17 protein-coding genes are annotated in these 16,809 nt (G+C 65.1%); 13 read left to right on the plus strand and 4 right to left on the minus strand.

The genetic code is table 11. The annotated features are described in order from the left end of the window. Positions 1–23 precede the first annotated feature (23 nt). The 4 genes from CXR25_RS03200 to CXR25_RS03215 are packed head-to-tail and all read left to right on the plus strand — an operon-like array spanning position 24 to position 3,936. Positions 24–1,124 carry an asparaginase gene (locus CXR25_RS03200; protein WP_125240414.1) on the plus strand — a complete coding sequence of 367 codons (1,101 nt, stop codon included), beginning with the start codon at positions 24–26 and terminating at the stop codon, positions 1,122–1,124. Between the two features lie 15 nt (positions 1,125–1,139). Next, positions 1,140–1,541, plus strand: coding sequence for a sterol carrier family protein (locus CXR25_RS03205; RefSeq protein ID WP_009881530.1), 402 nt, complete (start codon positions 1,140–1,142; stop codon positions 1,539–1,541). Continuing rightward, the gene (locus tag CXR25_RS03210; protein ID WP_096158230.1) at positions 1,538–2,980 is read left to right on the plus strand and encodes an aldehyde dehydrogenase family protein; all 1,443 of its coding nucleotides are present in this window, start codon (positions 1,538–1,540) and stop codon (positions 2,978–2,980) included. The genes CXR25_RS03205 and CXR25_RS03210 overlap by 4 nt, the downstream gene beginning before the upstream one ends. 38 nt (positions 2,981–3,018) lie before the next feature. Continuing rightward, complete coding sequence (locus CXR25_RS03215) at positions 3,019–3,936, plus strand: DMT family transporter (RefSeq protein WP_125240415.1); 918 nt, start codon at positions 3,019–3,021, stop codon at positions 3,934–3,936. Between the two features lie 17 nt (positions 3,937–3,953). Here CXR25_RS03215 and CXR25_RS03220 read toward each other — a convergent pair whose 3' ends face one another. Further along, entirely contained in the window at positions 3,954–4,934 is a 981-nt protein-coding gene (locus CXR25_RS03220; protein ID WP_114320289.1) for a universal stress protein, read from the minus strand. Positions 4,935–5,094: 160 nt separating this feature from the next. Here CXR25_RS03220 and CXR25_RS03225 point away from each other — a divergent pair, with 160 nt between their 5' ends. Genes CXR25_RS03225 through purM form a run of 3 tightly spaced genes read left to right on the plus strand, consistent with a single transcriptional unit; the run spans position 5,095 to position 8,199 of the window. Then, positions 5,095–5,577, plus strand: coding sequence for a hypothetical protein (locus CXR25_RS03225; RefSeq protein ID WP_226823747.1), 483 nt, complete (start codon positions 5,095–5,097; stop codon positions 5,575–5,577). A 44-nt stretch (positions 5,578–5,621) separates the two neighbouring features. Next, positions 5,622–7,103, plus strand: coding sequence for an amidophosphoribosyltransferase (gene purF, locus CXR25_RS03230; protein ID WP_096178807.1), 1,482 nt, complete (start codon positions 5,622–5,624; stop codon positions 7,101–7,103). Position 7,104: 1 nt separating this feature from the next. Continuing rightward, positions 7,105–8,199: a phosphoribosylformylglycinamidine cyclo-ligase gene (gene purM / locus CXR25_RS03235; RefSeq protein ID WP_069599501.1), complete on the plus strand. Its 1,095-nt coding sequence runs from the start codon at positions 7,105–7,107 to the stop codon at positions 8,197–8,199. A gap of 119 nt (positions 8,200–8,318) precedes the next feature. Here the strand turns inward: purM and CXR25_RS03240 are convergent, their stop codons facing one another. Next, positions 8,319–8,546: a DUF3073 domain-containing protein gene (locus CXR25_RS03240; RefSeq protein WP_009881540.1), complete on the minus strand. Its 228-nt coding sequence runs from the start codon at positions 8,544–8,546 to the stop codon at positions 8,319–8,321. Positions 8,547–8,674: 128 nt separating this feature from the next. On the opposite strand from CXR25_RS03240, the gene CXR25_RS03245 reads away from it, so the two are divergent. The 3 genes from CXR25_RS03245 to CXR25_RS03255 all read left to right on the plus strand — a co-directional run bounded on the left by CXR25_RS03245 (position 8,675) and on the right by CXR25_RS03255 (position 10,989). Continuing rightward, on the plus strand, positions 8,675–9,490 hold the full coding sequence (locus CXR25_RS03245) for a DUF8083 family protein (RefSeq protein WP_009881541.1): 816 nt from the start codon (positions 8,675–8,677) through the stop codon (positions 9,488–9,490). Between the two features lie 93 nt (positions 9,491–9,583). Then, positions 9,584–10,129 (plus strand): hypothetical protein, encoded by a 546-nt coding sequence (locus CXR25_RS03250; protein ID WP_009881542.1) that lies wholly within the window; start codon positions 9,584–9,586, stop codon positions 10,127–10,129. Beyond that, entirely contained in the window at positions 10,126–10,989 is an 864-nt protein-coding gene (locus CXR25_RS03255) for a hypothetical protein (RefSeq protein WP_009881543.1), read from the plus strand. Before CXR25_RS03250 ends, CXR25_RS03255 begins: the two co-directional genes overlap by 4 nt. 18 nt (positions 10,990–11,007) lie before the next feature. Here CXR25_RS03255 and CXR25_RS03260 read toward each other — a convergent pair whose 3' ends face one another. Then, complete coding sequence (locus CXR25_RS03260) at positions 11,008–11,895, minus strand: LysR family transcriptional regulator (RefSeq protein ID WP_125240416.1); 888 nt, start codon at positions 11,893–11,895, stop codon at positions 11,008–11,010. Between the two features lie 90 nt (positions 11,896–11,985). Here CXR25_RS03260 and CXR25_RS03265 point away from each other — a divergent pair, with 90 nt between their 5' ends. The 3 genes from CXR25_RS03265 to CXR25_RS03275 all read left to right on the plus strand — a co-directional run bounded on the left by CXR25_RS03265 (position 11,986) and on the right by CXR25_RS03275 (position 15,347). Further along, complete coding sequence (locus CXR25_RS03265) at positions 11,986–12,951, plus strand: EamA family transporter (RefSeq protein ID WP_009881545.1); 966 nt, start codon at positions 11,986–11,988, stop codon at positions 12,949–12,951. Between the two features lie 133 nt (positions 12,952–13,084). Then, positions 13,085–14,272 carry an aminotransferase-like domain-containing protein gene (locus CXR25_RS03270; protein WP_029416536.1) on the plus strand — a complete coding sequence of 396 codons (1,188 nt, stop codon included), beginning with the start codon at positions 13,085–13,087 and terminating at the stop codon, positions 14,270–14,272. Between the two features lie 109 nt (positions 14,273–14,381). Continuing rightward, the gene (locus CXR25_RS03275) at positions 14,382–15,347 is read left to right on the plus strand and encodes a DMT family transporter (RefSeq protein WP_125240417.1); all 966 of its coding nucleotides are present in this window, start codon (positions 14,382–14,384) and stop codon (positions 15,345–15,347) included. On the opposite strand, the gene CXR25_RS03280 is transcribed toward CXR25_RS03275, so the two are convergent. After that, complete coding sequence (locus CXR25_RS03280; RefSeq protein ID WP_009881549.1) at positions 15,319–16,797, minus strand: phytoene desaturase family protein; 1,479 nt, start codon at positions 16,795–16,797, stop codon at positions 15,319–15,321. The genes CXR25_RS03275 and CXR25_RS03280 overlap by 29 nt on opposite strands. Positions 16,798–16,809: the final 12 nt, after the last annotated feature.

Here is a 16,809-nt window from a genome sequence, read left to right on the forward strand (position 1 = left end):
TATAAGGTCGTAGGCTTGAGTGCGTGACTCGTTCCACTTTCGTTTCCGCCGACGCCGCCGAGTTGGCCTTCGTCGAGCGCAGCGGGTTCGTCGAATCCCGCCACATCGGTTCCGCCGTCGTCCTCGACCCGGATGGATCGCCCCTGATCAGCCTGGGCGCACCGGATGCGCCCGTGTTCACCCGATCGAGCCTCAAACCGCTGCAGGCGATTGCCGCGATGAGCCTCGCAGAGCAAGTGACCGGCACCTGGGCGGCACTGGCGACCGCGTCCCACAAATGCGAGGCCGGCCACGCCGAGGCGGTTGCCGGGATGCTCGAATCCGCTGGCCTGAGCGTGGATGACCTCCGCTGTCCGTCGGCGCATCCCGCCGACGGTGCTTTCCGTCGCAGCCTGCAGGAAGCCGGCACCGGCGACCCGACATCGCCCCTGTACTTCAACTGTTCCGGCAAACATGCGGCGTTCCTCATGGCCGCCACCGCCATCGGGGCCGAGACCGCCAGTTACCTTGAGCCCGGTCATCCGGTGCAGGCGAGGATCGCCGAGGTGGTCGAGGCCTTCGCCGGCGAGACCCCGGCCGCGCTCGGCACCGACGGCTGTGGGGCTCCCGTCTTCGCCCTCAGCCTCACCGGCCTGGCTCGGGGGATCGGCCGCGTGGTGCGCCTGGGCTGCACCGATGCAGACGCAGACCCGACGGGAGACGCAGACCCGGGGACCACCTCGGCGACGGAACCCTTTGCCTCCTTTACGCCCGCGGCCCGCACCCTCATGGGTGCCGTCTTTGCCGAACCTTGGGCGATCGAGGGCCACGGCAGGCCGAATTCCACGGTCATCGACCGCCTTGGCATCTTCGCCAAGGGCGGGGCCGAAGGCGTGATCGTCATGTCCACGAAATCCGGGTACTCGGTGGCCCTGAAGTGCCTCGACGGGTCCTCCCGGGCTACGGGGCTCGTGGCTCTGACCCTGCTGCGCAAGGCCGGAGCGATTCCAGACATCAGCGACGATCTCCTCGGCGAGGTCATCGCAGAGATCACCGAGTCCGTCACCGGCGGAATCGATTCCGAGGGGCGGACGGCAGTTGTCGGGCAGATCAACGTGGGTGAAGATATAGCGAGGATCAGGTAAGAGGGAGAGTCACTGATGGCGATTCGCAGAAGAATAGACCCCGACGAGGGCCGCAACGCCCTCGAGATGTGGGTGGCCCATTCTGAGGCCGACGCGACAACGGCAGACCGGTCGACCCTGGCCACCGCGGTGCGTTTCACACTCGAGGAGCTCGCATCACGGGCGGAGGGCAACAGCGTCGAGGTCCGCGTCCCACCCTTCGGCGTCACCCAGTGCATTCCCGGCCCCCGCCACACCCGCGGGACACCGCCCAACGTCGTCGAAACCTCGGCGCAGGTGTGGTTGGAGATCGTGACCGGCAAGACAGAATTCTCCGCCGCACTGGCCGAAGGCGCCGTTGACGCCTCGGGCACCCGCGCGGACATCAGTGACTTCGTCCCGCTGTACACATCGGCAGAATTGGAAGGCCGGCGATGAACGCCCAGATCACCCAGACCACCTCATTCATCGGTGGACGCCACGTCCCCTCGCTGACCACCTACGCCAACATCGACCCGGCCACCGGGGAGCACCTCGGCGATGTCTCCCGAGGCGGAGCCGACGAAGTCGACCGGGCGGTCAAGGCCGCGGCCCGGGCACAGCAGGAATGGAAGCGCTCGAGCACCGAGCAGCGGTCGAAGCTGCTGGTCGCCACCGCCGAAGTGATCCGGGCCAACCGCGATGAGATGGCCAGCCTCGAATCCGAGGACACGGGCAAACCCCTGACCCAGGCCTACGCCGACGTCGACGTCTGCGCCCGCTACTTCGAGTTCTACGGTCACACCATCGAGTCCTACTACGGGCACTCGATCCCCATGTCCGAGGACATGCACGTCTACACCCGGCGCGAGCCCTACGGCGTGACCGGACACATCGTGGCCTGGAACTATCCGCTCCAGCTCATCGGCCGTGCCGCCGCGACCTCGCTGGCCACCGGCAACTGCGCCGTGGCCAAACCCGCCGACGAAACCCCACGCTCCACGGTCCGCCTGGCCGAACTCATCCATTCTGTGGGCTTCCCCGCCGGTGCGTTCAACGTGGTCACAGGCCTGGGCGCCGAGGCGGGGGCGGCGTTGGCCGCGCATCCGGGCATCGCCCACTTAGGCTTCGTCGGCTCGACCCAGACCGGTTCGCAGATCGCCCATGCCGCTGCCGATCGGGTCATCCCGACGGTGCTCGAACTCGGTGGAAAGTCCGCGAACATCGTCTTCTCCGACGCCGATGTCGACGCTGCCATCCCGTCGTTGGTGCGCTCGATCATCCAGAACGCCGGTCAGACCTGCTCGGCCGGGTCCCGGCTCATCGTCGCCCAGGACATCCACGCCGAGGTGATCGAGAAGATGGCGGCCGCCATGGAGAAGGTCACCATCGGGTACGGCTCCGATGATCCGATGCTAGGGCCCCTGATCTCGACGAAGCAGCAGGCCCGTGTCGAAGGGTTCCTCTCCGACATCGGCAGCGCCCAGATCATCACCGGCGGCACCCGCCCCGAGGGGCTCGCCGCCGACCTCGCCGGGGGAGCCTTCATCAGGCCGACGATCGTGGACAATGTGTCCCCGGGGTCGAAGATCGCACAGGAAGAGGTCTTCGGACCCGTCGTCGTGGCCATGACCTTCGGCGATGAAGCAGAGGCGATCTCCCTGGCCAACGGCACCGACTACGGTCTGGTCTCGGCGCTGTGGACGCAGAACATCTCCCGGGCGCACCGGGTCGCCGCCGAGGTGGAGGCCGGGCAGATCTTCGTCAACACCTATGGTGCCGGCGGGGGAGTCGAACTGCCCTTCGGCGGGTTCAAGAAGTCCGGCTACGGCCGTGAGAAGTCCATCGAAGCCTTCGACGAGTACACTCAGACGAAGACCGTCGTCGTGAAGCTGTGAGGTCCTGACACTGTGACGCGGTCTGGTCACGGTCCTCGATGACCCCTGCCGTCCTCGGGCTGGTGCTCTTCGCCTCGGTGGCCCATGCCCTGTGGAACATCGCCGCGAAGTCCGTCTCCGGCAAGGGCTACGCCTTCGTGCTGGCCTATCACGGACTCTCAGCGATCCTCCTAGCCCCGATCGCGATCTGGCTGCTCGCCTCAGGGACACATGAGTTCAGCCCGAGCCTGCTGGGAGCCGCCGCACTCAGCGCGATCTTCCACATCGCCTACTCGGTGTCCCTGCAGTCCGGCTATGACCATGCACCCCTGGGCGTCGTCTACCCCACAGCGCGTGGGGTAGGCCCGATCATCACGATCATCATCGCCGTGCTGTTCCTGGGGGAGCGGCCCACACCGCCGGAGACCATCGGCGCCTTCGTCGTCATCGCCGGAATCGCGGTCGTGACCGTGCGCCCGAAGGGAGCCGGTGGAGGTCATGCGATCGGTGGAGGTCACGCAACAAGCAGCCACGGCATCGGACGGGGTCTGGCCTGGGGCGGGCTGATCGGAACCTTCATCGCCTCGTACACGCTCTGGGATGACTTCTCCGTCAACCACATCACCGACTCACCGCTGCTCTACTTCGCCGTCTCCGAGGCCTGCGTCGCCATCATCATGGCCCTTGGCATCGTGACGATCCCCGGCGGTCCGTCACGGCGCGCGGATTTCGGGTCGATCGTGTCCGGCCACAAACGAGCCTTGGTCACCGTCGCCATCCTCTCCCCGCTGGCGTACCTGCTCGTCCTCTTCGCCATGCAGCAGGCACCGGTGTCCCTCGTCGCCCCTGTGCGGGAGACCTCGATCATCGTCGGCACACTGCTGGCCTGGTGGTTCTTCGGGGAGAAGAACATCGCCATGAAGCTCACCGGTGCCGTGGTCGTCGTCGCCGGAATCGGCCTCATCGCCCTCGGCTGAGTTCTCCTCGTGGAGGGTCAGCGCTTTCTCCCACCCTTTCGGCGGAGCACGCGCACGACTCGGGTGGGGCAGGCCGAGTGTGAGAGGACTGCCTGCGAGGTTGAACCGAGAATGGTGGACGCGAAGCCGCCGCGGCCCCGGGAGCCGATGATCATGAGCTCGGCGGTGTAGGTGGCACTGATGAGCACCTCGGTGGCGGGGGCATCGAAGATCGACCAGCGGACCTCAACCTCGGGGAATTCCTCCGCCAGAGATTTCGCCGCCTCTTCACGCGAGGTCACGGCCTCGTCGTACATCTTCTCCAGGTGTGTTTCGCTGGGCATCCACTCCGGCGAGAGCACATGGGCGGCGGTGATGCCGATCAGGTGCAGGGGCAGACCGTAGATCCGAGCCTGCACTGCCGCCTCTCGCAGGACAGGGCCGTCGCTTTCGAAGGGGTCGATCGCGGCGACGATCTCACCGGTGAAGTCCGGGCGCCTGTCCCCGGACTCGGCGGCGGACGTCTGCGCGGAGGAGGAACGCACGGGCAGATCGATCGGCAGCGGCCTCTCCGGCAGCGGGCGCTCTGGCCACGTGCTGGGGATGACCACGGTGGGGCAGTGTGCGTGGGCGGGCATCGCCAAGGCCACGGACCCGAGCAGGCGACCGGCGAAACCGCCGCGACCGCGGGCGCCGATGACGGCGAGGTCGGCGTTCTTCGAGTTGTCGACCAGCGCACCTGAGGCATCCACGGGGGAGACCACGGTCGAGACCGGCACCGAGGCATCGGTGACGGTTCTGGCGCTGTCGTCGACGAGCTGCTGCACCGATCGTTTGATCGCAACGTCGAAATCGGCCGGGTAGACGATGTCGGCCTGGCTCATGTTGACGCCGGGAACGGTGTAGGCCGCGACGAGGCGAATCTCGGAGGAGGTCAGCTGTGCATGCTTGATCGCCCACTGCAGCGCACATTGACTGTTGGCGGAGCCGTCAACTCCGACGATGATCGTATGAGACATGTCCACCCTTATGTGAGAAGTCCTACTGTGCCTGCCTCTACCTTATGGGATCGGTCGGATAACTGCCTGGGAATCGACGGAGGTGATCTCGACTAGACTGTCCGCGACGTGAAATGCGGGCGCCTCTGACCCGCCACTGACACCGATGCCCGAGGAGATCATGAAGGACCAGATCGACGTCGCCGTTCGTCGCAGCCCCAAGTATTCGGTATTCATGGGACTCGGTGCGATTCTCGGCGTTCTCGTCGCGGGTGCGCTCACCCTCTTCGTCGATCCCGAAGCGATCCCCACCGGCTACACCGTGGGCAAGGGAGCCGGGCTGCTGCTGCTCATCCTCGGCGTCGGCGGGCTGTTCCTCGGCGGACTGCTGGCACTGATCCTCGACTGGTCGGGCCGGCGGAAAGCACGCAAGTACCGCGTCGGCGCACAGATCGACATGGTCGATGACCCGAAGGAGACCGCGCGTCGTCGGATCGCCGAAGCCAACGGTGAGGATCCCGATGCCGGCGCCGAGGCAGCACCGGAGGCCGGCGCTGAGACGTCACCCGATACCACCGCAGAGACGTCGCCCGATCCCGTCGCCGAGGCGGAGGGCAGTGTCGATGACGAGCCCCGGAACGGGTCGCCGAGTACCGGAGTCTGAACATCCTGTGAAGGTGGGCTCAGTCATGTGAGACAATCTTTCACGTGGCAAGAGGAGACGGGCAACTAACGCACGAAATTGACCCCCTGGACCGCGGACCTCAGGATGCTTGCGGAGTATTCGGAGTCTGGGCGCCAGGCGAGGAAATCGCCAAACTCACCTACTTCGGGCTCTACGCTCTGCAGCACCGTGGACAGGAGTCCGCGGGTATAGCTGCCAGCAACGGCAAGCAGATCCTGATCTACCGCGACATGGGCCTGGTCTCGCAGGTCTTCCACGAGCGGGATCTCGAACTTCTGCAGGGGCACATCGCGCTCGGGCATACGCGCTACTCGACGACGGGCTCGCCCTCGTTCGAGAACGCACAGCCGACGTTGGGACCCACCCCGTTCGGGACAGTGGCATTGGCGCACAACGGCAACCTGACGAACTTCGATGAGCTCGAGGCGATGGCCGATGGTCGTCGTGATGACGCCGATCAGGTCGTCAAGGACGCGACGAAGAAGGTCAGCCGCACCCGACCCTTCCGTGACTCCTCCAATGACACCTCTTTGGTCACCGAGCTCTTCGCCACCGAAGAGGGTGAGAACCTCACCGAGGCTGCTCTCAATCTTCTGCCCAAGGTCGAAGGTGCGTTCTCGCTGGCCTTCATGGACGAGAACACCCTCTATGCCGCCCGTGATCGTCACGGTGTGCGGCCGCTGTCGCTGGGTCGGATGGAGAATGGCTGGGTCGTTGCCTCCGAGACCTCGGCTCTCGACATCGTCGGCGCCTCCTTCGTCCGCGATGTCGAACCCGGCGAACTCATCGCCATCGACGAGGACGGTCTGCGTTCCTTCCGCTTCGCCGAACAGGACCAGGCCCGCTGCGTCTTCGAATACGTGTACCTGGCGCGGCCCGACAGCGTGCTCAACGGCAAGACCGTGCACGCGGCCCGGACGCAGATGGGCCGTCAGTTGGCCGACGAGTACCCCGTCGATGCCGACCTCGTCATCGCCACCCCGGAATCGGGAACACCGGCGGCCGTCGGCTATGCCGAACAGTCCGGCATCCCCTTCGGGCAGGGGCTGATGAAGAACGCCTACGTCGGTCGCACCTTCATCCAACCCTCGGACACTCTGCGTCAGCGCGGCATCCGCCTCAAACTCAATCCTCTGCGTGAGAACATCGAGGGCAAACGCCTCGTCGTCGTCGATGACTCGATCGTGCGCGGCAACACCCAGCGTGCGCTCGTAAGGATGCTGCGTGAGGCTGGTGCGAAGGAGATCCACGTGCGCATCTCCTCCCCGCCGGTCAAGTGGCCCTGCTTCTACGGCATCGACTTCGCGACCCGGGCCGAGCTCATCGCCAACGGTCTGAACATGGACGAGATCCGCGACAACCTCGGCGCCGATTCCCTGGGATACATCTCCCTCGACGGGATGGTCGAGGCCACCCAGCAGAAGCGCAGCCAGCTGTGCACCGCCTGCTTCTCGGGCGAATACCCGATACCTGTCAACAACACCCCCGCCGAAAAAGGATGTTGAGTTGAGCACCGATCCAGCTAAGTCCACCACCTATGCCGCCGCCGGCGTCGACGTCGAGGCCGGTGACCGCGCCGTCGAAATGATGAAGTCCGCGGTTGCGGCCACACACAACGCGAACGTCGTCGGAGAGGTGGGTGGTTTCGCCGGACTCTTCGACGTCTCCGTGCTCAAGGACTACGAGCGCCCGCTGTTGGCCTCGTCGACCGACGGCGTGGGCACGAAGGTGGCCATCGCACAGGCTCTCGACAAGCACGACACCATCGGATACGACCTGGTGGGAATGGTCGTCGATGACATCATCGTGTGCGGTGCGAAACCGTTGTTCATGACCGACTACATCGCCTGCGGCAAGGTCGTGGCCGAGCGCATCGCCGACATCGTCCGGGGTATCGCCGAGGCGTGTGCCAGTGCCGATGTCGCCCTCGTCGGAGGAGAGACCGCGGAGCACCCGGGCCTGCTCGGCGTCGACGAATACGATGTCGCCGGTGCCGCCACCGGCGTCGTCGATGCGTCCAAGCTGCTGGGGCCGGAGAAGGTCTCGGCCGGTGACGTGCTCATCGGACTGCCCTCCTCGGGCATCCATTCCAACGGCTACTCCCTGGTCAGGCACATCATCGCCGAGGCGGGCTGGGGTCTGGATCGCAACGTGCCCGAATTCGGTCGCACCCTGGGTGAGGAACTCCTCGTTCCCACACACGTCTACACCGGTGAGCTCAACGCCCTGTTCTCGGCTCTGCCCGATGCTGTGCACGCGGTCTCGCATGTCACCGGCGGGGGACTCTCGGCCAATGTGGCGCGCGTGCTGCCCAAGGGCCTCGTGGCGAAGATGTCGCGTTCCTCGTGGGAGATCCCGCCTGTCTTCTCCACCCTCGGCGATCTCGGCGGAGTCCCGCAGGATGACCGCGAGCGGACCTGGAACCTCGGCGTCGGAATGGTCCTCGTGACCTCTGCTGACTCCGTCGACAGTGTGCTCGCCGCCAGCCCGGGCTCGTGGGTCCTCGGCGACGTCAGCGTCGACGACGGTGCACTGGCCTCGGAACTCGACTACGTTCAGGGCGCCAAGGGCGTCGACGGCGGAGCCGCCATCCTCGGCTGAGGCTGGCGGACGAAAGCGTTCGGGCAAAGCAGAAGGCGGAGACCGAAGTCTCCGCCTTCTTGCTTGAGCGAATCCGATGCTCAGGTTCTCTGAGCGTCGATCACATCAGTGCTGATCGGTCAAGATTCGCGCTGTGTATAGTCGTCTTCTTCGTCGTCATCGTCGACGTTGTACTTGTCGGCGTAATCCGAATAGTCCGGCTCGTTGTCGTACGGATCTGACGAACCGGACGCCTGCGACTCGGAACCCAGTTCCTGCTGGAGTCTATTCAGGTCGGTGTCCGGGCTGTAATATTTCAGCTTCCGGGCAACCTTGATCTGCTTTGCCTTTGCGCGGCCGCGACCCACTGGCGTGACCCCCTCCGTCGTCATGTGGGGCGAAGCGCCCCGGACTAGATCTCTGCTATGCGCTTAAATCCTACCTGTTCGTAGTGGGAAGTTCCATTTTGAAGCCCGACCTTGGATAGGCTGAAGGCATGTCCTACAGTCGCGATTATGTCGTCACTCTGCGAATCTTCGAACCCACCGTGGTTCATTCCGCATTGCAAGACGACCAGGTGGAAGACAACCGTGCCCGGGTCGAGGAGCTGGTCTCTGCCGACGCGGATCAACGCTTGATCTCACTGCCGCCGAGCCCTGTAGCCGAATCGTTTCGCAACACTCCGATCTTCCTTCCGGCGTCTCAGACTTCGGACGGAGTGGACCGCTACTGCCCCGCTCAAGAGGACATTCGCGGGTGGGAAGCGCTCGAGTCGCTGAGCGAGCACACCTCGAAGGCGACGCTGGACATCATCGCTCCGAAGTCCGTGCGCAGGCGTGCGGCCAGTCGTCGCGCTGAGTGGCTCCAGGATGCCAAGGACACCCGAGTCTTCACTCGGGTTTCGGCCTGGGATGTGCCGCCGTCATGGTGGCTGTTCTTCTCTCTGAGTGAAGACCAGATCATCACGAACGAAACCGATGCCGGGCTGAGAGTCCTCATCCGTACGGACATTCTGGCCGCCTCGGCGAGGATGGAATGGGCGGCGGAGACCGTGGCCGACAAGTCCAAGGTCGTGGACATGGTCGAACAGACCTCGATCTTGGCGCAGTGGGTCGACGGCTTCGATATGAACTCCGTGCTCGAACTCGACCTTGGTGGGATGAGCGATGTGCTCTGGCCCAATGAGGCACCGGAGCTCGTCGATTCGTGGGTGACCGCGCTGTCCAATGACGACCCCGAAACCGCGGTCGCCTCCTTCCAGAAGTATGCGGCGATGTGGGAGCAGCTCAATCTCTACGCCCGCAGCTCCTGAGCTGAGCCGTTCAACTCCTGAGTCGCCGGTACGTGAGTGGCCGCTACGATAGTCTGCGTACCCGCGGCGTCGAGAGAATGAACCACACAGCGCATGGATGAGAAGAAGCGTCGACTCCTGACGAACAGGAAGCCGCCATCGGACACGGCCGGCGAGCCAGGGCCTGCAGACAGGGCAGCGACCGCCACGAAGCCGAAGCCGATGTCGACCTGGTCGATCACCTGGCGCCTCGGCGCGACCGCGGTGGCCCTGATCATCCTCACCTGCGGACAGTTCCTCAACACCAACGACTTCTTCCCGCTCGGGTCACTCACCCAGTACGCGACCGCCAAGGACCTCAACGGCACCGTGAACTCGACCTGTATCGAAGCGCAGTTCCCCGGCGAGGACGAACCACGCCGGCTCGGCTTCAACACGGACACCGTCGGGATCGAACGCGGCGACATCGAATCCCAGCTCGACCGGGTCATCGCCAACCCCGAGCTGATGCAGACCATGGCCGACTCCTTTGAACGCCTGCACCCGAATGAGCCGAAGCCGGAGGAGATGATCCTCTGCCGCACCGTGACTCAGCTGGAGAACGGCCGCAGCGTCGGCGAACCCGAACACAAGATCCTGGCGACCTGGGAGGTGCAGTGAGCAATTCCACCACCGCCGAGGTGAAAGCCGGCAACCGTGTCATCGCCTGGTTCACGCCCCAGCTCCCGCTGGCTCGGGTCGCGGTATTCCGCGTCATCGTCTACATCTTCGTCATCATCGACGTGCTCACCATCTCCGCCGACGTCATCCCGCACGGCTGGACTCCCGAGCTCTATCAGCCCCTGTGGCTGGCCAGATTCCTCCACATCCCACCCGTCAGCGTCCTCGGCGCACAGATTCTGTTGGCCGCGATCATCGTCTTCTCACTGCTGGCGGCCGCCGGAATCCTCCAACGCATCAGCGGCTGGGCCGTGGCGATCACCTTCGGGCTGTGGATGTTCTACACGCAGGGCTACGGCTACGTCGCCCACGACCACATGGCACTCGTCATCGCCGTCGTGGTGCTGCCGACGGTCGGAATCGCACGGTTCCGCGATGTGGGAGCCACCTCGGCGAAGGCAGGGTGGGCACTGCGGGTCGTGCAGATCTCCGTCGTCCTCACCTACTTCTACTCGGTGGTGATGAAGTGGATCGCCTCGGGCAACATCACCCACTGGGCCAACGGGGCTGTGATCATCTGGGCGCTGATGCGCCGCGGTGCCGAATGGTCGAAGCCGTTCCTCGAGATGCCGGGTCTTCTCATCGCCGGGCAGTGGGCAACTCTCGTCTTCGAGTTCCTCTCGCCGATCGTGCTGTTCTTCAAGGGCAAGTGGCTCTACGGTGCCGTCATCTTCTTCATGCTCTTCCACCTCATGACCTACATCGCCCTGGGCATCCACTTCCTCCCGACCGTCATCTGCTGGGCGGCGTTCCTGCCCCTGGAGAAGCTCGTGCCGAAGCGGTTCGCAGCGACTCGCTGACCGGTCCCCAGTGACGCGCTAAGTGTCTTGCCGCAGGGCGTCGAGGACACGTTTGACGGCTGCGCGTTCGGCGGTGTCGGGGGCCATGACCGCCACAACCCACCGCGTGGTCGCTACCCCCTTCAACGGGAGAAGCGTGAGCCCGGCGCCCTTCGGGGTCGTGAATCGCGGCAGCAGGGCGACTTGGTCACTCGAGGACATGATCGCCTCGATGAGTCGGTTGTCCCGGATGCGCTGAGTGACCTCGAGCTCGCGTCCGGTGACATGTTCTATCGACGTCAGAATCGTGGCGAAGGGGAAACCGTGGGGCACACTGATCCACTGAACGTCGACGAGGTCAGCAGGCGTGAGCTCATCCCGACCTGCCAGTGGGTGGGAATCTGCGACCGCGACGTCGATGGGTTCGGTCGCCAGGGACTCGACGCTCAGCCCGTTGGTCCCCGCGGGTCGTTCGGAGATGAGGCTGTGGGCGACGACGATGTCGACGTCGGAGGTCAGGCCCGCGAACTCGTGTTCGGCCAGGTCCACGTCGACGGTGCGCAGGGTGATCTTCGGGCTCGTCTCTCGCAGCTGCCGGAGCGCAGGGGGCACCAAGTAGGTCAGTGCGCTGGGCAATCCGGCAATCCGGACTTCCCCGGAGGCCTCGCCGAGGTAGTCCTCCCAGTCCGCTTCCACGCGGGCAAGTGCCGAGGCCACGTCCTGCCCTCCGGCAGCCAGGAGTCGCCCGGCAGGCGTGAGTTTGAGACTGCGACCGGCAGGTTCGACGAGACGATGTCCGACCTCCCTGGTTGCCTGCTTGAGCTGCTGGGACACCGCTGAAGGCGTGCGAAACGTGGCTTCGGCGACAGCCGTGACGCTTCCGCGTTCGTCGAGTTGGCGCAGCAGCTCGAGGTGCCGGGGATCCATGCGCCCATGCTACAAGAATGAAGTTCAGCTACAAGGTCTGTGTAGAATAATTCGATTGTGTTAACTGTCAGTGCGCAGAACAATGGAGTCATGTCGTTCAAGCACTGTCTTCTCGCCGCCTCGGTGGCTGTCATGTGGGGACTGAATTTCCTCGCAATCGATCTCTCCCTCGATCAGTTCCCGCCCTTCTTCCTCGTCGCCCTGCGCTTCGCCGTGCTCGCGCTACCCGCTCTGCTCTTCATCCCGAAGCCGGACGTGAAGTTCCGGTGGATCGTAGGCTATGGACTCGGATTCGGCCTCCTGCAGTTCCTCTTCCTCTATTGGGCGATGGCGGCGGGTATGCCGGCAGGACTTGCTTCCCTCGTGCTTCAGGCCTCGGGGCCGTTCACGGTGCTGCTGGGAATGACGTTCCTGCGCGAGCGGGTCCGGGGATCGCAGATGGCATTCCTCATCGTGGCCATGGCCGGTCTGGGTGTCGTCGGCTGGCAGCGCCTCGATTCGAGCGCGAGCTTCCTACCGTTCCTCCTCACCCTCGCCGGTGGCCTGGGCTGGGCGATCGGCAACATCTGCAACCGACAGGCCCACTCGGTCGAGCCGGTGAAATTCACGATGTGGATGTCCGTCATCCCGCCGGTGCCGATGCTCATCCTCTCCCTCTTCGTCGAGGGCCCGAGCACGATCGGCCACTCTCTGACGACGCTGCTGACCCCGACCGGTTGGTTGGGCATCGCTGGCCTCGTCTACACGGTTGTCATCGCCACAATCCTCGGTTCCGGCATCTGGTCATGGTTGATGTCGCGCAATCCTGCCGGAGTCGTTGCTCCGTTCTCGATGCTGGTGCCGATCGTGGGCATGAGTGCCGCCTGGTTCTTCCTCGGCGAGACAGTGTCGTTCGGTGAGCTGTGCGGGGCGGCGCTCGTCATCATCGGCGTCCTCGGCGCGGGGATGCGGGCTGCGAAGGGACCGAAGATTCTCGCCGAGGTGGTTCCTGCAGACGCCGAAGACGAGGCCGACGTCGACGAGCCCAGCCCCGACGTCCCCGCGGGGACGTGCTGACCGGTGAACCGCCAAACGGACACCGTTCACCGTGCGAATGTTTCGGCGCTACGATCACCTCACCACCACCTGTGAGTCGCGGGAGCCAATCACGACGACCGGATGCTCGCAGTCAGTTCTCAAGGGAGAAGAAGTGTCATCGAAGTTCGCCGATCGCATCGCTCGGGTCCAGCCGTCCGCCATCCGTGAGCTGCTGAAATATGGTGATGACCCTGCGATCACGTCATTCGGCGGTGGCTACCCGGATCCGAGTCTGTTCCCCGTCGCAGAACTCCAGCAGGTCTTCGCCGACGTCCTCGCAAACGAAGGCGCGACGGCTCTCCAATACACCGCCTCTGTGGGGCTGCCTGGACTGCGCGCGCAGATCGCCAAGCGCATGTCGAACCAGGGTGCGGCAACCGATGCCGACGACGTGCTCGTCCTGCAGGGAGCCCAGCAGGGGCTCGACCTCGTGGCGAAACTCCTCATCAATCCCGGCGACGTCATCGTCACGGAGAACCCGACGTTCCTCGGTGCCCTCATCGCCTTTAACCCCTGCCAGCCCGAGTACGCCGCCGTCGACATGGACTCCGAAGGCATGGACGTCGACGCCCTCGAAGCAACATTGCGGTCAACGGAGAACGTCAAGTTCATCTACGTCATCCCCGACTTCCAGAATCCGACGGGAGTCACGCTCAGCCTCGAGCGGCGCCGACGCCTGATCGAGCTAGCCAACGAATACGACGTCCTCATCCTCGAGGATTCGCCCTACCGCGAACTCCGGTTCGAAGGTCAGCAGCTGCCGACGCTGCGCTCGCTGGACACGGAGAACCGGGTCATCCACCTCGGCAGTTTCTCCAAGATCCTCGCCCCAGGCGTGCGCCTGGGGTGGGTGAGCGCGGCACCGGAGATCCTCGACAAACTGGGCCTGCTCAAGCTCGCTGCCGACACGCAGTCGTCGACCCTGAACATGACCGCCACGACCAGGTTCTTAGAGTCCTTCGACATCGACGCCCACATTGAACGCGCCCGTGCCGTCTACCGCGCCAAGCGCGATCTCATGCTCTCGTCGATGGCCGAGCATTTCCCCGCCGAGGTGGCTGTGACCACTCCTGAAGGCGGGCTTTTCACCTGGGTGACCTTCCCCGAAGGCTTCGATGCGGAGGCGTTCATGGCCGAACATGCCCTGCCCGAAGCCGGAGTCGCCTACGTGCCCGGAGGATCGTTCTTCCCGGCCGAACAACGCAGCAACTATGCCCGGTTCAGTTACTCGGGTCAGTCTGACGAGGAGATGGTCGATGCCCTCACCCGGCTGGGCGGGATACTCCGCGAGCACATCTGAGCGAGATCATCAACGATCGTCACCGAGCCGGACCGGGGGCGAACGCGGGTAGCCGACGAAACGCGGCTGAGGTAGTGCCAAATCGCAGCCGCGGGCATACGGTCAGCATATGACCGTCAAACCCAGGGTCGCTCCAGCGCCGGAGGCACCCACAGCACTCGCCGCTTCGGCGGTGCTCGCGGGTGCGCTGTGCCTGTCGATCTCAGCGATCCTAGTCAAGCTCGCGGGCGTGGATGCGGCGACGACCGCCGTGCTGCGGTGCGCGATCGCCGTCATTGCACTCATCCCGTTGGCGCTTCTTGAACGTCGGCGTCACGGCGGTTTTTCGCGATCGGGCATCCTCTGGGCGATTGCGGCCGGAGTTGCGCTGGGCATCGACTACATTGCGTGGACGGCGTCGATCTACCTCGTGGGTGCCGGCGTCTCGACCGTGCTCGTCAATGTCCAGGTCATCGTCCTGCCATTGCTCGCGCTGCTCGTCGATCGTGAGCGTGTGAGTGTTCGGTTCCTCATCTCCCTGCCGTTGATGCTCATCGGCGTCGGCCTGGTGGGCGGGATCGTGACCCTGGCCGAGGTGGGGGACAACGCCGTACTCGGCACAGTTCTCGCCCTCATCGCCGGGATCGGATACGGCGTGTACATGTTCCTCACCCGACGAGGGACGAGGCGCAAGGCCGAGGGGACGATTCAGCCGCTAGCCTGGGCGACCGCCTCGGCGGCGGTGACATCGGCGGTCATCGCCCAGTTCACCGGCGGCCTCCATCTCACCGGGATCGGCCCAAGCGCGTGGATGTACCTCATCGCTCTGGCCCTGCTGGGGCAGGTGGTGGCCTGGCTGCTCATCAATCGGGGAAGCGTCCGGCTGGTGCCGTCGATGACGGCGAGCCTGCTGCTCATCCAACCCGTGCTCGCCCTCGTCCTCGCGGCGCTGATCCTCGGCGAGCAGCTCACCGTGGGCCAGGCACTTGGTGCCGGCCTCGTCGTCGTGGCGGTCGCTGTGGCCAATGGTGTGTGGCGGAGGCATTCGCGCCGCCGACGGCAGATCCTCAGGGAGCCAGGCTCGGGGCCTCGGTGATGCCGAACTGCGTCTTCAGCGCTCGCTGAGCCGCGAACCAGCCGTTCATGCCGTGCACGCCGGGTGCGGGTGGGGTCGCGGCCGAACACAGGTAGGCACCGGGGACGCCGAGGCCGTAGTTGTCCCAGCTGGTGCGTGGGCGGGCCATCATCCGGTAGAAGGAGACGAGCCCGGTGGCGATGTCGCCGCCGATGTAGTTCTGGTTGTGCCCGGCCATCTCTGATGCGGGAATCGAGTTGTACGTGACGATGGTGTCGCGGAAACCGGGGGCGAAGCGTTCGATCTGATCGATGATGTACTGGGCCGGATCGAGAGGGCAGTCGAAGGGGACATGAGCATACGTCCACAATGGGCGCAGGCCGCCCACCTCGCGCGATGGGTCGAACACAGTGGGATCGGAGACCAGGCTGACCGGGTGAGCGGGCATGCGTCCGGCGATCACGTCCGCCTCGGCGGCGGCCATCTGCGCCCGGGTACCACCGACGTGGATGGTGCCGGCCCGGTTGATGTTGGGATCGGCCCAGGGCACGGGTCCGTTTAGGACGAAGTCGACCTTGGCCGCGGCGTTGCCCTGCTTGAAGCTGCGCAGCGACCTGTCGACCTTGGCCGGGATGAGACCGGAGAAGATCTGTGCGGCATTGAGCGCCGAGGTGTCGAGGAGGTACGCGCGAGCCGCCGGCATATCGGAGACGTGATCGATGCGCGCATTCGTCGTCACCGAACCGCCGTGTGCTTCGAGGTCGGCGACCATGGCATCGATGATCGCCTGCGAACCGCCGACAGGGGAGGGCCAGCCGCCGGCGTGGGCAATGGTCGAGAGCATTGTGGCCGTGGCGGCTGTGCCCATGGATGGCAGCCCGCCGATCGCGTGGGCGGCGACACCGGTGAACAGGGATTGAGACGTCTCATGGGACAGCGGAATGTTCCAGGCCGGGCTGGCCTGGGTCAGCAGCCGCAGCCCGAACTTCACCACATTGGCGATACCGGGAACGTCGCGCAGCGTCTCCGGGATGGAGCGCTTGTCGCCCAGCGACAGCCAGATCGCATCATCGACGCGCTCGAGCAGTGGGGCGAAGAAACGCCGCCATTCGGGACCGGCCGCGCCGAGGTGGTCGACCGTGGTCTCGAGATCGTGGAAGGCCAGCGCGGCTGGCTGATTGTCGAGCGGTTGAGCGTAGGAGACCTCGGGGGTGGTGAACTCGAGGCCCCGGGCGCGCAGGTCGAAGTCGACGAAGAACGGGCTCGAGATCGCCAGCGGGTGCACGGCCGAGCAGATGTCATGGGTGATGCCGGGGGCCAGTCCCAGGTCAAGGGTGCGGGCGCCGCCGCCGATGGTCGACTGGGCCTCATACACCTGCACGGACAGGCCCGCCCGAGCCATGGTGACCGCGGCGGCCATGCCATTGGGCCCGGATCCGACGACAACGGCATCTACCTCAGCATTGCTCATGGGCTCAGTCTA

This window comes from Brevibacterium aurantiacum (assembly GCF_003932995.1).
Classification (GTDB): Bacteria; Actinomycetota; Actinomycetes; order Actinomycetales; family Brevibacteriaceae; genus Brevibacterium; species Brevibacterium aurantiacum.

Coding starts and splice junctions, on each gene's coding strand:
- CXR25_RS03265 (WP_009881545.1), top strand. CDS start 11,986: ATGTCGTTCAAGCACTGTCTTCTCGCCGCCTCGGTGGCTGTCATGTGG.
- CXR25_RS03260 (WP_125240416.1), bottom strand. CDS start 11,895: ATGGATCCCCGGCACCTCGAGCTGCTGCGCCAACTCGACGAACGCGGA.
- CXR25_RS03250 (WP_009881542.1), top strand. CDS start 9,584: ATGGATGAGAAGAAGCGTCGACTCCTGACGAACAGGAAGCCGCCATCG.
- CXR25_RS03280 (WP_009881549.1), bottom strand. CDS start 16,797: ATGAGCAATGCTGAGGTAGATGCCGTTGTCGTCGGATCCGGGCCCAAT.
- CXR25_RS03205 (WP_009881530.1), top strand. CDS start 1,140: ATGGCGATTCGCAGAAGAATAGACCCCGACGAGGGCCGCAACGCCCTC.
- CXR25_RS03275 (WP_125240417.1), top strand. CDS start 14,382: ATGACCGTCAAACCCAGGGTCGCTCCAGCGCCGGAGGCACCCACAGCA.
- CXR25_RS03245 (WP_009881541.1), top strand. CDS start 8,675: ATGTCCTACAGTCGCGATTATGTCGTCACTCTGCGAATCTTCGAACCC.
- CXR25_RS03210 (WP_096158230.1), top strand. CDS start 1,538: ATGAACGCCCAGATCACCCAGACCACCTCATTCATCGGTGGACGCCAC.
- CXR25_RS03215 (WP_125240415.1), top strand. CDS start 3,019: ATGACCCCTGCCGTCCTCGGGCTGGTGCTCTTCGCCTCGGTGGCCCAT.
- CXR25_RS03220 (WP_114320289.1), bottom strand. CDS start 4,934: ATGTCTCATACGATCATCGTCGGAGTTGACGGCTCCGCCAACAGTCAA.
- CXR25_RS03225 (WP_226823747.1), top strand. CDS start 5,095: ATGAAGGACCAGATCGACGTCGCCGTTCGTCGCAGCCCCAAGTATTCG.